Origin of the sequence: Paramesorhizobium deserti (genome assembly GCF_001558695.1) — a bacterium.
Taxonomy (GTDB): domain Bacteria; phylum Pseudomonadota; class Alphaproteobacteria; order Rhizobiales; family Rhizobiaceae; genus Paramesorhizobium; species Paramesorhizobium deserti.
Genome location: NZ_LNTU01000012.1, coordinates 581,937 through 596,696, shown reverse-complemented (window position 1 = coordinate 596,696; position 14,760 = coordinate 581,937). Strand labels below are relative to the sequence as shown.

At 62.5% G+C, this 14,760-nt stretch carries 12 protein-coding genes; all 12 read left to right on the top strand.

Features of this window, described 5'->3' with window-relative positions; all coding sequences use genetic code 11:
- Positions 1 to 37: 37 nt before the first annotated feature.
- The 12 genes from nuoF (at position 38) to mce (ending at position 14,758) form a co-directional block, all read left to right on the top strand.
- Positions 38 to 1,345, top strand: a complete 1,308-nt coding sequence (gene nuoF / locus ATN84_RS12015; protein ID WP_068881847.1) for an NADH-quinone oxidoreductase subunit NuoF — start codon at positions 38 to 40, stop codon at positions 1,343 to 1,345.
- A gap of 81 nt (positions 1,346 to 1,426) precedes the next feature.
- Positions 1,427 to 3,508 carry an NADH-quinone oxidoreductase subunit NuoG gene (nuoG, locus tag ATN84_RS12010; protein ID WP_068881846.1) on the top strand — a complete coding sequence of 694 codons (2,082 nt, stop codon included), beginning with the start codon at positions 1,427 to 1,429 and terminating at the stop codon, positions 3,506 to 3,508.
- 20 nt (positions 3,509 to 3,528) lie between these two features.
- Positions 3,529 to 4,572, top strand: a complete 1,044-nt coding sequence (gene nuoH, locus ATN84_RS12005; RefSeq protein ID WP_068881845.1) for an NADH-quinone oxidoreductase subunit NuoH — start codon at positions 3,529 to 3,531, stop codon at positions 4,570 to 4,572.
- Between the two features lie 11 nt (positions 4,573 to 4,583).
- On the top strand, positions 4,584 to 5,075 hold the full coding sequence (gene nuoI, locus ATN84_RS12000) for an NADH-quinone oxidoreductase subunit NuoI (RefSeq protein ID WP_068881844.1): 492 nt from the start codon (positions 4,584 to 4,586) through the stop codon (positions 5,073 to 5,075).
- Between the two features lie 196 nt (positions 5,076 to 5,271).
- Positions 5,272 to 5,892, top strand: coding sequence for an NADH-quinone oxidoreductase subunit J (locus tag ATN84_RS11995; RefSeq protein ID WP_068881843.1), 621 nt, complete (start codon positions 5,272 to 5,274; stop codon positions 5,890 to 5,892).
- 24 nt (positions 5,893 to 5,916) lie between these two features.
- Entirely contained in the window at positions 5,917 to 6,225 is a 309-nt protein-coding gene (gene nuoK / locus ATN84_RS11990) for an NADH-quinone oxidoreductase subunit NuoK (RefSeq protein ID WP_068881842.1), read from the top strand.
- A gap of 7 nt (positions 6,226 to 6,232) precedes the next feature.
- Positions 6,233 to 8,224 (top strand): NADH-quinone oxidoreductase subunit L, encoded by a 1,992-nt coding sequence (gene nuoL, locus ATN84_RS11985; RefSeq protein ID WP_068881841.1) that lies wholly within the window; start codon positions 6,233 to 6,235, stop codon positions 8,222 to 8,224.
- Entirely contained in the window at positions 8,224 to 9,732 is a 1,509-nt protein-coding gene (locus ATN84_RS11980; protein ID WP_068881840.1) for an NADH-quinone oxidoreductase subunit M, read from the top strand. Before nuoL ends, ATN84_RS11980 begins: the two co-directional genes overlap by 1 nt.
- 17 nt (positions 9,733 to 9,749) lie before the next feature.
- Positions 9,750 to 11,186 carry an NADH-quinone oxidoreductase subunit NuoN gene (nuoN, locus tag ATN84_RS11975; protein WP_068881839.1) on the top strand — a complete coding sequence of 479 codons (1,437 nt, stop codon included), beginning with the start codon at positions 9,750 to 9,752 and terminating at the stop codon, positions 11,184 to 11,186.
- A gap of 207 nt (positions 11,187 to 11,393) precedes the next feature.
- Complete coding sequence (locus ATN84_RS11970) at positions 11,394 to 12,194, top strand: biotin--[acetyl-CoA-carboxylase] ligase (RefSeq protein WP_068881838.1); 801 nt, start codon at positions 11,394 to 11,396, stop codon at positions 12,192 to 12,194.
- 252 nt (positions 12,195 to 12,446) lie between these two features.
- A complete protein-coding gene (locus tag ATN84_RS11965) occupies positions 12,447 to 14,120 on the top strand; it encodes a ribonuclease J (protein WP_068881837.1) in 1,674 nt (557 codons plus the stop codon).
- Positions 14,121 to 14,353: 233 nt separating this feature from the next.
- Positions 14,354 to 14,758: a methylmalonyl-CoA epimerase gene (gene mce, locus ATN84_RS11955; protein WP_068881836.1), complete on the top strand. Its 405-nt coding sequence runs from the start codon at positions 14,354 to 14,356 to the stop codon at positions 14,756 to 14,758.
- The last annotated feature ends 2 nt before the right edge of the window (positions 14,759 to 14,760 follow it).

Here is a 14,760-nt window from a genome sequence, read left to right as displayed (position 1 = left end):
GATGATGAACGAGATCGATCGGGACAAGAGGTGAGACATGCTGGCTGACAAGGATCGCATCTTCACCAATATCTACGGCCAGCATGGCCACTCGCTGAAAGAGGCGATGGCGCTTGGGCGTTGGGATAACACCAAGGCCCTGATCGAGAAGGGTCGCGACTGGATCATCAACGAGATGAAGGCGTCCGGCCTGCGCGGCCGTGGCGGCGCGGGCTTCCCGACCGGCCTCAAATGGTCCTTCATGCCGAAGGAGAGCGACGGGCGTCCGCATTACCTCGTGGTCAATGCCGACGAGTCCGAGCCCGGCACCTGCAAGGACCGCGACATCATGCGCAACGACCCGCACACGCTGCTGGAAGGTTGCCTGATCGCGGGCTGCGCCATGGGTGCCCATGTCGCCTATATCTATATCCGCGGCGAATATATCCGCGAGCGCGAGGCGCTGCAGCGGGCAATCGATGAAGCCTACGAGTTCGGCCTGCTCGGCAAGGACAACAAATGCGGCTGGGACATGGATATCTATGTCCACCACGGCGCCGGCGCCTATATCTGCGGCGAGGAAACCGCGCTTCTCGAAAGCCTCGAGGGCAAGAAGGGCCAGCCGCGCCTGAAGCCGCCATTCCCGGCCAATATGGGCCTCTATGGCTGCCCGACGACGGTCAACAACGTCGAATCCATCGCCGTCGCGCCGACCATCCTGCGCCGCGGTGCGGCATGGTTCTCCTCGCTCGGCCGGCCCAACAATGTCGGCACCAAGCTTTTCATGATCTCCGGCCATGTCAACACGCCCTGCACGGTCGAGGAAATCATGGGCATCACCTTCCGCGAGCTGATCGAGCAGCACGCAGGCGGCATTCGCGGCGGCTGGGACAATCTGCTCGCGGTCATTCCCGGCGGCGCGTCCTGCCCGGTGGTCAAGGCCGAGGACATCATCGACTGCCCGATGGATTTCGACGGGCTGCGCGAGGTCAAATCCTCCTTCGGCACCGCCGCTGTCATCGTGATGGATAAATCCACCGATATCATCAAGGCGATTGCGCGCCTGTCGCAGTTCTTCAAGCATGAGAGCTGCGGCCAGTGCACGCCGTGCCGCGAGGGCACCGGCTGGATGTGGCGGGTCATGGAGCGCATGGTCACCGGCAACGCGCAGAAGCGCGAGATCGACATGTTGCTCGACGTCACCAAGCAGGTGGAAGGCCACACGATCTGCGCGCTGGGTGATGCGGCCGCCTGGCCGATCCAGGGGCTCATCCGCAATTTCCGTCCGGAAATCGAGAAGCGGATCGATCACTACAGCCGCAATGCCGTGAACAGCCGCAATATCGCGCTGGAAGCGGCGGAGTAGGGCATTTTGTGACCAAGGCGGTATCCGCCGGTTTGAAGACTGATTGAAGAATGCGGCGCGGGCCGCGGGTTTGGACAAACGATGGCAAAGATCAAGGTTGACGGCAGAGAGATCGAGGTTCCCGATCACTACACGCTCCTTCAGGCAGCCGAGGAGGCGGGGGCAGAAGTGCCGCGCTTCTGCTTCCACGAGCGTCTTTCCATTGCCGGCAATTGCCGCATGTGCCTGGTCGAGGTGAAGGGCGGCCCGCCGAAGCCCGCCGCCTCCTGCGCCATGGGCGTGCGCGACCTGCGTCCCGGCCCGAATGGCGAGACGCCGGAGATCTTCACCAACACGCCGATGGTCAAGAAGGCCCGTGAAGGCGTGATGGAGTTCCTGCTGATCAACCATCCGCTGGATTGCCCGATCTGCGACCAGGGCGGCGAATGCGACCTGCAGGACCAGGCCATGGCCTTCGGCGCCGATGGTTCGCGCTATCGTGAGAACAAGCGCGCCGTCGAGAACAAATATATCGGCCCGCTGGTCAAGACGATCATGACGCGCTGCATCCACTGCACGCGCTGCGTCCGCTTCACCACGGAAGTGGCCGGCATTTCCGAGCTCGGCCTCATCGGCCGCGGCGAGGACGCCGAGATCACCACCTATCTCGAACGCGCCATGACCTCCGAATTGCAGGGCAATGTCATCGATCTCTGCCCGGTCGGCGCGCTGACCTCCAAGCCTTATGCCTTCCAGGCGCGTCCGTGGGAACTTTCCAAGACCGAATCCGTCGATGTGATGGATGCGGTCGGCTCGGCGATCCGCGTCGACACGCGTGGCCGCGAGGTGATGCGCATCCTGCCGCGCGTTAACGACGCGGTGAACGAGGAGTGGATCTCCGACAAGACCCGCTTCATCTGGGATGGCCTGCGCACCCAGCGCCTCGACCGCCCCTATGTCCGCCGCAATGGCCGGCTGCAGGCCGCCACTTGGCCGGAAGCTTTCGCGGCCATCGCCGCCAAGGTTTTCGCCACCTCTGGCGAGCGGATCGGCGCGGTTGCCGGTGATCTCGCCAGCGTCGAGGAGATGTATGCGCTGAAAGGCCTTCTCGCCTCGCTCGGTTCCGCCAATATCGATTGCCGGCAGGACGGCGTGGCGCTCGACCCGTCGCTCGGCCGCGCCTCCTATCTCTTCAATCCGACCATCGAAGGCATCGAGGATGCCGATGCGCTGCTGATCGTCGGCTCCAACCCGCGCTTCGAGGCATCGGTGCTGAACGCCCGCATCCGCAAGCGCCAGCGTCAGGGCAATTTCCCGATCGGCCTGATCGGCGAGGAAGCGGATCTGCGCTATGACTACGCCTATCTCGGCGCCGGCATGGACACGCTGCGCGGCCTGGCTGGCGGCAAGGGCGAGTTCTATTCCGTTCTCGAAAACGCCAAGCGCCCGTTGATCCTGATCGGCCAGGGCGCGCTTACAGGCGAGAACGGCATGGACGCGCTGGTCCTCGCCGCCAAGCTGGCGGCGAAGGTCGGCGCCGTCAGCGAAGGGTGGAACGGCTTTGCCGTGCTTCACACGGCTGCGGCGCGGGTCGGCGGTCTCGACATCGGCTTCGTGCCGGGCGAGGGGGGCAAGAAGGCCGCGGAAATGGTGGGCGGTCTCGATGTCCTGTTCCTGCTCGGCGCGGACGAGCTTGACTTGTCAAGCAAGGACAACACCTTCACCGTCTATATCGGCACCCATGGCGATGCCGGCGCCCATGCCGCCGATGTTATCCTGCCGGGTGCCGCCTATACAGAGAAGTCCGGCACCTATTTGAACACGGAAGGCCGCGTACAGATGACGAGCCGCGCCGGCTTCGCGCCGGGCGAGGCCAAGGAAGACTGGGCGATTCTCCGCGCGCTTTCGGACGTGCTCGGCCACAGACTGCCATTCGATTCGCTAGCCGCATTGCGTGCGTTGCTCTATGCTGAGCACCCGCATCTCGCCCGGATCGATGCGATCGAGCAGGCACAAGCGGACGATATTGTCGCACTTGGCGCGAAAAAGGCCGGTTCGGGCAAAGGCGCATTTGCTTCCGTGATCAAAGACTTTTATTTGACGAACCCGATCGCGCGGGCATCGGCGGTCATGGCCGAGTGTTCCGCACTCGCCCAGGGCGGCTTCCAGCAGGCAGCCGAATAGGCAGGGAAAGAAACGGAAAAATGGACGGTATTTTCGTAAACTTCGTCTTGCCGACGCTGATTATCGCGTTGAAGTCGGTCGTACTGCTCGTCGTGCTGCTCATCGTCGTGGCTTATCTGCTTTATGCGGACCGCAAGATCTGGGCCGCCGTGCAGCTGCGCCGCGGTCCGAACGTCGTCGGCCCCTGGGGCCTGTTCCAGGCATTCGCCGATCTTTTGAAGTTCGTCGTCAAGGAGCCGATCATTCCGTCGGGCGCCAACAAGGCGGTGTTCCTGCTCGCCCCGCTCGTCTCCGCCGTCCTGGCGCTGGCCACATGGGCGGTGATCCCGGTCAATGAGGGCTGGGCGGTCGCCAATATCAATGTCGGCATTCTCTATATTTTCGCCATCTCCTCGCTCGAGGTCTATGGCGTGATCATGGGCGGCTGGGCGTCGAACTCGAAATATCCGTTCCTCGGCGCGCTGCGTTCGGCGGCGCAGATGGTCTCCTACGAGGTCTCCATCGGCTTCGTCATCGTCACGGTGCTGCTTTGCGTCGGCTCGCTCAATTTGACGGATATCGTGCTTTCGCAGAACACCGGCCTCGGCACGATGATGGGCCTGCCAAGCTCGTTCCTCGACTGGCACTGGCTTGGCCTGTTCCCGATGTTCGTCATCTTCTTCATTTCGGCACTTGCCGAGACCAACCGTCCGCCCTTTGATCTGGTCGAGGCGGAATCGGAACTCGTCGCCGGTCACATGATCGAATATTCGTCGACGCCGTTCCTTCTGTTCTTCCTCGGCGAATATGTCGCCATCACGCTGATGTGCGCGCTCACCACCATCCTCTTCCTCGGTGGCTGGCTGCCGCCGCTCGACGTGTGGTTCCTGAACTGGGTGCCGGGCGTGATCTGGTTCATGTTGAAGCTGTGCTTCTGCTTCTTCATGTTCGCTATGGTGAAGGCTTTCGTGCCGCGCTACCGCTATGACCAGCTGATGCGTCTGGGCTGGAAGGTGTTCCTGCCGATCTCGCTGTTCATGGTCATCGCGACCGCCGCCTTCCTCAAGATCACCGGTCTGGCATAAGGAGATTGAATATGGCTTCACTTGCTCAAGCCGCAAAATCGCTCCTTCTGCAGGAGTTTGTCGGTGCGTTCTTCCTTTCCATGCGCCAGTTCTTCTCGCCCAAGGCGACGCTGAACTACCCCTTCGAGAAGGGCCCGGTCAGCCCGCGCTTCCGGGGCGAGCATGCGCTGCGCCGTTATCCCAACGGCGAGGAACGCTGCATCGCCTGCAAGCTCTGTGAGGCGATCTGCCCGGCGCAGGCCATCACAATCGAGGCTGGCCCGCGCCGCAATGACGGCACCCGCCGCACGGTGCGCTACGACATCGACATGGTGAAGTGCATCTATTGCGGCTTCTGTCAGGAGGCCTGCCCGGTCGACGCCATCGTCGAGGGCCCCAATTTCGAATTCGCGACCGAGACGCGCGAGGAGCTTTACTACGACAAGGAGAAGCTGCTCGCGAACGGCGACCGATGGGAGCGCGAGCTCGCGCGCAACATCGCCATGGATGCACCGTACCGCTGAGTACGGTTGGTGGCAAAAACACGGGGATTTAGTATCCCCAAACACCCCTGTACGCCCCCCAAAAGAGGGGTATAGGGGGGTGTAAATGAACGGATGTCCCACCGTCGGGCCTCTAGGCCTCGGCGGAAGGCGACATTGAAATATAACGATCGCGTCGGGTGTCCGGCGCGAAAATTGGAACAGTCGGGGAACCCCCATGCTGACAGGTCTAGCGGCGGCGTTTTTCTACCTATTCGCCTTTATCATGATCGCGAGCGCCTTCATGGTGATTGCGGCGCGCAATCCCGTGCATTCGGTGCTGTTCCTGATCCTTGCCTTCTTCAACGCGGCCGCGCTGTTCCTGCTGGCCGGCGCCGAGTTCCTGGCATTGATCCTCCTCGTCGTCTATGTCGGCGCGGTGGCCGTCCTCTTCCTCTTCGTGGTCATGATGCTCGACGTCGATTTCGCGGAATTGAAGAGCGGCGCGCTGCAATATGCGCCGATCGGCGCGCTGGTCGGCATCATCCTGGCGGCGGAGCTGATCGTCGTGCTCGGCGGATCGGTCTTTGCGCCGCAGCTCGGGCAGGCGACGGCGCAGCCGATCCCGGATATGGCGACGCGCACCAACACCGCTGCGCTCGGCGACATCCTCTATACGAACTATGTCTTCTTCTTCCAGATCGCCGGCCTCGTGCTGCTGGTCGCCATGATCGGCGCGATCGTGCTGACGCTGCGGCACAAGGAAGGCGTCAAGCGCCAGTCGGTCCCGGCGCAGGTGGCGCGCACGCCGGCCACCGCGATCGAGGTCAAGCAGGTCGAAACGGGCAAGGGTATCTGAGGGTAAACAGACGGGAAACATATGATGGAAATCGGTATCGCACATTATCTGACCGTCTCGGCCGTTCTGTTCACGCTCGGCGTCTTCGGCATCTTCCTGAACCGCAAGAACGTCATCGTCATCCTGATGTCGGTTGAATTGATCCTTCTCGCCGTGAACCTCAATTTCGTCGCCTTCTCCGCAGCGCTGGGCGATCTGGTCGGACAGGTCTTCGCGCTTTTCGTTCTCACCGTCGCGGCCGCCGAGGCCGCCATCGGTCTGGCAATTCTCGTTGTTTTCTTCCGCAACCGCGGCTCCATCGCGGTGGAAGACGTCAATGTCATGAAAGGTTGACGGGCAAATGCTCTATTACGCGATCGTCTTCCTTCCGCTTCTGGGCTTTCTGGCTGCCGGGCTTCTCGGCAAGCAGCTCGGCGTCAAGGCTTGCGAGTATATCACCTCCGGCTTCCTGGTGATCAGCGCGGCCCTTTCCTGGGTCGCCTTCTTCCAGGTGGCGCTCGGCCATGGTGAAACGCTGCGCATTCCGGTGCTGCACTGGGTCAACTCCGGCGCGCTCACCTTCGATTGGGCCTTCCGCATCGACACGCTGACTGCCGTCATGCTGGTCGTGGTCAACACCGTCTCGGCGCTGGTGCATATCTATTCGATCGGCTACATGCACCACGATCCGAACCGGCCGCGCTTTTTCGCCTATCTCTCGCTCTTCACCTTCGCCATGCTGATGCTGGTGACGGCGGATAATCTCGTGCAGATGTTCTTCGGCTGGGAAGGCGTCGGTCTCGCCTCCTATCTGCTGATCGGCTTCTGGTACAAGAAGCCCTCGGCCAATGCCGCCGCGATGAAGGCCTTCATCGTCAACCGTGTCGGTGATTTCGGCTTCCTGCTCGGCATCTTCGGCGTGTTCGTGCTGTTCAGCGCCGTCAATTATGACACGATCTTCGCTGCCGCGGCGCAATATCTGCCCGCTGAAGGCAGCGCTGAGGCAGGGCAGGCGGTTCTCAATTTCTTGGGCTATTCGCTCGACCGGCAGGGCGCGATCACTATCGTCTGCCTGCTCCTCTTCATGGGCGCGATGGGCAAGTCGGCACAGTTCCTGCTGCACACCTGGCTTCCCGACGCCATGGAGGGCCCGACGCCCGTCTCCGCGCTCATCCATGCCGCAACCATGGTGACAGCAGGCGTGTTCATGGTAGCGCGCATGTCGCCGCTGTTCGAGCTGTCGCAGACCGCGCTCACCTTCGTCACCATCATCGGCGCCACCACCGCCTTCTTCGCGGCGACCGTGGGTCTCGTACAGAACGACATCAAGCGCGTCATCGCCTACTCGACCTGCTCGCAGCTCGGATACATGTTCGTGGCGCTCGGCGTCGGCGCCTATGGCGCGGGCATCTTCCACCTCTTCACCCACGCCTTCTTCAAGGCGCTTCTGTTCCTTGGCGCGGGCTCGGTCATCCATGCCGTCTCCGACGAGCAGGACATGCGCCGCATGGGTGGCCTGCGCAAGCTGATCCCCACCACCTACTGGATGATGATCATCGGCACGGTGGCGCTGACGGGTCTCGGCATTCCCTTCACCTCCATCGGCACGGCGGGCTTCTTCTCCAAGGATGCGATCATCGAATCCTCCTACGCCTCGCATGCCCCGGCGGCGGGATACGCCTTCGTTCTGCTGGTCGTCGCGGCGCTGTTCACCAGCTTCTATTCGTGGCGCCTGATCTTCATGACCTTCCACGGAAAGCCGCGCGCCACCGCCGATGTCATGCATCATGTGCATGAATCGCCGCCGGTCATGCTGGTGCCGCTGTTCGTGCTGGCGCTCGGCGCGCTCCTGGCCGGTTTCCTGTTCCACGATTATTTCTTCGGCCATCATTACGTCGAGTTCTGGAAGGGCGCGCTCTTCACCGGACCCGAAAACGAGATCCTCGAAGAGTATCATCACGTGCCGTTCCTGGTGAAGATCGCGCCATTCGTCGCAATGGCGATCGGCTTCGTCATCGCCTGGATCTTCTATATCCGCTCGCCGGAAACGCCGAAGGAACTGGCGCGCCGCCATCCCGGCCTCTACCAGTTCCTGCTCAACAAATGGTATTTCGACGAGCTCTACGACTTCCTGTTCGTCCGTCCCGCCAAGGCGCTCGGCCGCCTGTTGTGGAAGGGCGGCGATGGCTGGCTGATCGACGGCTTCGGCCCGGACGGCATTTCTGCCAGGGTCGTTGATGTCACCAACCGGGTCGTCAAGCTGCAGTCCGGATACCTTTATCACTACGCATTCGCGATGCTTATCGGCGTCGCCGCGCTCGTCACTTGGATGATGCTCGGGAGCTCTTTCTGATGACCGACTGGCCAATTCTCTCAACGGTCACCTTTCTGCCGCTCGTCGGCGCGTTCCTGATCCTGCTGATCAAGGACGACAGCGAAGCCGCACGCCGCAACATCCGCAATGTCGCGCTGCTGACGACCTTGTTCGTTTTCATTCTTTCGCTCGTCGTCTGGGGCTCGTTCGACAATGCGAACGCCGGCTTCCAGATGGTCGAGAAGCATGACTGGCTCGGCTCCGGCATCTCCTACCATATGGGCGTCGACGGCATCTCCATGCTGTTCGTCGTGCTCTCCGCCTTCCTGATGCCGTTCTGCATCCTGGCGAGCTGGCAGTCGGTGGATTTCCGCGTCAAGGAATACATGATCGCGTTCCTGATCCTGGAAACGCTGATCATCGGCGTGTTCTGCGCGCTCGACATCGTGCTCTTCTACGTGTTCTTCGAGGCGGGCCTCATTCCGATGTTCATCATCATCGGCGTGTGGGGCGGCAAGCGCCGCGTCTATGCCAGCTTCAAGTTCTTCCTCTATACGCTGCTCGGCTCCGTGCTGATGCTGATCGCCATCATGGCGATGTACTGGCAGGCCGGCACGACGGATATCACGGAGCTGTTGAAGTATAACTTCCCCGCGTCCATGCAGACTTGGCTGTGGCTCGCCTTCTTCGCCTCCTTCGCGGTGAAGATGCCGATGTGGCCGGTCCATACCTGGCTTCCCGACGCGCACGTCGAGGCGCCGACAGCCGGTTCGGTGATCCTGGCGGGCATTCTCCTGAAGCTCGGCGGCTACGGCTTCCTGCGCTTCTCTCTGCCGATGTTCCCGCTTGCTTCCGCCGAGCTCGCGCCGTTCGTCTTCACCCTGTCGGTGATCGCGATCATCTACACCTCGCTGGTGGCGCTGGTGCAGGAGGATATCAAGAAGCTGATCGCCTATTCCTCCGTCGCCCATATGGGCTATGTGACGATGGGCATCTTCGCCGCCAACCAGCAGGGCGTGCAGGGCGCGATCTTCCAGATGCTGTCGCACGGCATCGTCTCGGGCGCGCTCTTCCTCTGCGTCGGCGTCGTCTATGACCGCATGCACACTCGCGAGATCGCGGCCTATGGCGGCCTCGTCAACAACATGCCGAAATATGCCGTCGCCTTCATGATCTTCACGATGGCCAATGTCGGTCTGCCCGGCACGTCGGGCTTCATCGGCGAATTCCTGACCCTTTTCGGCGTGTTCCAGGTCAATAGCTGGGTGGCGTTCTTCGCGGCAGCCGGCGTGATCCTGTCGGCGGCCTATGCGCTGTGGCTCTATCGCCGGGTGATCTTCGGCTCGCTCGACAAGGAAAGCCTGAAGGCGCTGCTCGATCTCTCGCCGCGCGAGAAGGTCATCCTCTACCCGCTCGTGGCTCTCACCATATTCTTCGGCGTCTATCCGGCTCCGGTCTTCAACGCGACCGCAACCGCCGTGAACGCGCTCGTCAACCAATACAACGCATCGCTGGCCGCAGCCGCCAGCCTTGCGCTGGCGCACTAGTAAAGAGGCGAAGGCCGATGCAGACCGATCTGATTGCTCAACTGACGCTCGCGGCTCCCGAGCTGTTCGTCGCGGCCGGAGCGCTGGTGCTTCTGATGGTGGGGGTCTTTTCCGGCGAGCGGGCGAACACGCTGGTGACCGGCCTTGCTGTCGCCGTGCTGGTTGGCGCGCTGGCGCTCGTCATCCTCTTTCCCGATAACGGGAACGCATTCGGCGATGCCTTCGTCAGCGATGGTTTCGGGCGTTTCATGAAGGTGCTGACGCTGATCGGCTCGCTCGTCACCCTCGTCATGTCCGTCGGTTTCGCCAAGGCGGAGAAGTTCGACCGGTTCGAATTCCCGGTGCTGATCCTGCTCGCCACCCTCGGCATGATGCTGATGGTCTCGGCCAGCAACATGCTGACGCTCTATCTCGGCCTCGAATTGCAGTCGCTCTCGCTTTACGTGCTGGCGGCGATCAACCGCGACAGCGTCCGCTCGACGGAAGCAGGCCTGAAATATTTCGTGCTGGGCGCGCTTTCATCAGGCATGCTGCTCTACGGCATCTCGCTGGTCTATGGCTTTACCGGCCAGATCGGCTTCCGTGAGATCGCCGCGGTCCTTTCCGGCGGCGAGCGCCAGCTCGGCCTCGTCTTCGGCCTGGTCTTCGTGCTCGCCGGCCTCGCTTTCAAGATTTCCGCCGTGCCCTTCCATATGTGGACGCCGGATGTCTATGAAGGCGCGCCGACGCCGGTGACGGCCTTCTTCGCCGCAGCACCGAAGATGGCGGCCATGGCGCTCGTCGTGCGCGTGGTGATGGGCGCATTCGAGCCGGTCACGCAGGACTGGCAGCAGGTGATCATCTTCATTTCGATCGCCTCCATGCTGCTCGGCGCCTTCGCGGCGATCGGCCAGCGCAACATCAAGCGCCTGATGGCCTATTCCTCGATCGGCCATGTCGGCTACGCGCTTGTCGGCCTTGCCGCCGGCACCACGACGGGCGTGCGCGGCGTCGCGCTCTATATGCTCATCTATCTCGTCATGACACTCGGCACCTTCGCCTTCATCCTCGCCATGCGCACCAAGGACGGCAATGTCGAGCAGATTGAAGATCTGGCGGGCCTGTCGCGAACCAATCCTGTGATGGCGACGATCATGACCATCTTCCTGTTCTCGCTGGCCGGTATTCCGCCGCTCGCCGGCTTCTGGGCGAAATGGTATGTCTTCCTCGCCGCCGTCGAGGCCGGTCTCTATCCGCTCGCCGTCATCGGCATCGTCAGCTCCGTCATCGGCGCCTTCTATTACCTGCGCCTGATCAAGATCATGTGGTTCGACGAACCCGCCGGCGGCTTCGTGCCGGTGGCCGGAGAACTGCGGCTGGTGCTCGGTGTATCAGGAGCTTTCGTCCTGCTCTATGTCTTGATCGGCGGGCCGATCGGCGCGATCGCCGACGCTGCGGCGAAGTCGTTCTTTTAAAGAAATGGATGGGCTGACGGGACAGTACCCCCCTCTGCCCTGCCGGGCATCTCCCCCACAAGGGCGGAGATTATGCCTTCATAAACGTTCGTCACCAATCGCAGACGTCACAGAGTATGGGCGGTATGTCCTGTCAGCCAATCTCCCCCCTTGTGGGGGAGATGCCCGGCAGGGCAGAGGGGGGTGTTTGGAGCCCGCCTTCCCACTATGACCTTCTCCCTCTCACCACTCGCCGGCCGGGGCGGCTATCGCCTGGAAGCCTTCGACACGGTCGGCTCCACCAACGCCGTCGCACTTGACCGCGCACAATCGGGCGATCCGGGCAAGCTCTGGGTTGTTTCGAAGCGTCAGGAAAGCGGGCGTGGACGGCGTGGACGCGCCTGGGCGACACCATCAGGCAATCTGGCCGCCACGCTGCTCCTCGTAGAGACCTATGAGCTGAAAACGGCGGCGACGCTCGGTTTTGTCGCCGGGCTGTCGCTCGCCGACGCGCTCGACGCCGTCTTTTCCGGGACGCCCTCGCTCGCCTCCGCCCGCATCGGCCTCAAATGGCCTAACGACGTGCTGGTCGATGGCGCCAAGCTTTCCGGCATTCTGCTGGAATCGTCGCTTTTATCCGAAGCCCGTTTTGCTATTGCCGTGGGGATCGGCGTCAACGTGGTTTCCCATCCCGAGGACCTGCCATATCCCGCAACGTCCTTTCAGGCGCTGGGCAGCGCTTGCGATGCCGAAACCCTGTTCCTCGCGCTCTCCGATAGCTGGCGGGAGAATTATGCGCTGTGGAACGAGGGGCGGGGGCTTGGAAAAATCCGTTTGCGATGGCTTGAGCGAGCCGCGGGTCTCGGCGGTGAAGTGTCCGTGCGGGTGGACGACCGCGTCATCCGCGGCATATTCGAAACCATCGACGAGGACTGCCGTTTCGTCATCCGTGATGAGAACGGAGAGCGAGTGCGCATCGCCGCCGGTGACGTTCATTTCGGCGCCGTGGCGTCTGCGAGTGCGGGATAGCGCGTCCTCTCCGCCTTCATTCTCGGGCTTGTCCCGAGAATCCTACTGCCATGGCAGAACTGGCCTTCTCGCTGCTTCCTGCGCGTACAAGTCGCTGACGTTGGTTCGCGCCTGTCTTTTGTCAGTAGATTCTCGGGACAAGCCCGAGAATGACGGCGACGGGGACAACGTAGGGGTAGCATTGGGTAATCCCCCAGTGTTAAGCGTTTGCAAACAATGCAAGTATTCGTGAAAACTTTGCGAGGAGCCTGAATGCCTCAACCCAAATCCGCGGAACTCGTCTTTCTGCCGCTAGGCGGCGTTGGCGAAATCGGCATGAATCTCGCCATGTACGGCTACGGACCGGAAGACGACCGCGAATGGATCGTTGTGGATATGGGTGTGAGCTTCGCCGGACCGGAACTGCCGGGCGCCGATCTGATATTGCCGGACATCCGCTTTCTGGAGGCCGAGCGCCACAATCTCAAGGGCATCGTCATCACCCACGCCCATGAGGACCATTACGGCGCGCTGCTTGATCTCTGGCCGCGCCTGAAAGTGCCGGTCTATGCCTCGCCCTTCACCGCCGGACTGCTGGAAGCCAAGCGCCAGGCGGAGCAGAACGCGCCCGAAATCCCGGTGACGCTCTACCGTGTCGGCGAGACCTTCTCCGTCGGCCCCTTCGAGATCGAGGCGATCCCGGTCACCCATTCCATCCCCGAGCCGGCGTCGCTGGCGATCACCACGCCGCTCGGCACCGTCATCCACACCGGCGACTGGAAGAGCGATCCCGAACCCTCGCTCGGGCCGCTGCTCGACGAGGACCGCTTCCGCGAACTCGGAGACGAGGGCGTGCTGGCGCTCGTCTGCGATTCCACCAACGCCATGCGGGAAGGGGAGTCGCCCTCCGAACGGCAGGTCGGCGAATCCCTGCGTGAGCTGATCGAGAATGCCCGCGGCCGCGTCGCCATCACCACCTTCGCCTCCAATGTCGGGCGTATCCGCTCGATCGCCGAGGCCGCGCGAGATGCCGGACGCCAGGTGCTGGTCCTCGGCCGATCGATGAAGCGGGCGATCGAGGTCGCCTCCGACCTCGGCTACATGGAGGGCCTGCCGGAATTCCTGTCCGAGGAGGATTACGGCTATATCCCGCGCGAGAACGTGGTGCTCATCCTGACGGGCAGCCAGGGCGAGTCGCGCGCCGCGCTCGCCAAGCTGGCGCGCGACGAGATGCGCAGCGTGGCGCTTTCGCCGGGCGACACGGTGATCTATTCCTCCCGCACCATTCCCGGCAATGAAAAGGCGATCATCGAGACGAAGAACCTGCTGATCGAGCAGGGCGTCAAGATCATCACCGATAGCGACGCTCTCGTGCACGTCTCCGGCCATCCGCGCCGCAACGAGCTGAAGCGCATGTATTCCTGGGTGAGGCCCAGGATACTGGTTCCCGTACATGGCGAGGCCGCGCATCTGGTGGCGCAGGGCTCCCTCGGCGCCCTGGAAGGCATCCCTGAAGTGGCGCAGGTGCGCAATGGCGATATGCTCCGACTCGCGCCGGGGCCGGCGGAGATCATCGACGAGGCGCCCTTCGGCCGCGTCTTCAAGGACGGCAAGCTGATCGGCGACGAGGACGAAGTTGGCATTACCGAGCGCCGCAAGCTCTCCTATGTCGGCCATGTCGCGGTCTCGATCCTCGTCGACGGCAATTACAACATCGTCGGCGATCCCGATCTGGTGCCTATTGGCCTGCCGGAAGCAGATGCCGGCGGCGACCTGATGGAGGATATCCTGTTCGATGCGGCCGTGAGCGCCGTCGAAAGCATTCCGCGCGCCCGCCGCAGGGATATCGAGGTGCTGCGCGAGGCGGTTCGCCGCGCCGTGCGCGCCGCCGCCAACGAGGTCTGGGGCAAGAAACCCGTCGTGACGGTGTTTTTGACGAGGGTGTAAGGGGAAACTTTGATGGAATCCCTAGGCGCCCCCCTCTGTCCTGCCGGACATCTCCCCCGCAAGGGGGGAGATTGGCTTACACTGCCCAAGGCGCTTGTTCGGCAACGTCTGCGGCTGGCGCCGAACCTCCATGAAGGCATAATCTTCTCCCCCCTTGCGGGGGAGATGGGCGGCAGCCCAGAGGGGGGCGCTGTCCTGCCAGCCTTTCCGGTTCAAGGTGGAGAACACTAACCATGCTCACCCGCCTCAATCATGTCGCAATCGCAGTGCCCGATCTTAAGGCGGCGGCCGCGCTTTACCGCACGGCGCTCGGCGTCGAGCCGAGTGTGCCGCAGGCGCTGTCCGAGCATGGCGTCACCGTCGCCTTCGTCGATGTCGGCAACACCAAGATCGAATTGCTCGAACCCTTGGGGGAAGACTCGCCAATCCGGGCCTTTCTGGATAAGAATCCGGCTGGCGGCATGCATCACCTCTGCTATGAGGTGGAGGATATCATCGCGGCGCGGGATCGCCTGAAGAGCGAGGGCGCGCGCATTCTGGGCGACGGCGAGCCGAAGATCGGCGCGCATGGAAAGCCGGTGCTGTTCCTGCATCCCAAGGATTTCAACGGCACGCTCATTGAACTGGAACAGGTGTGAAC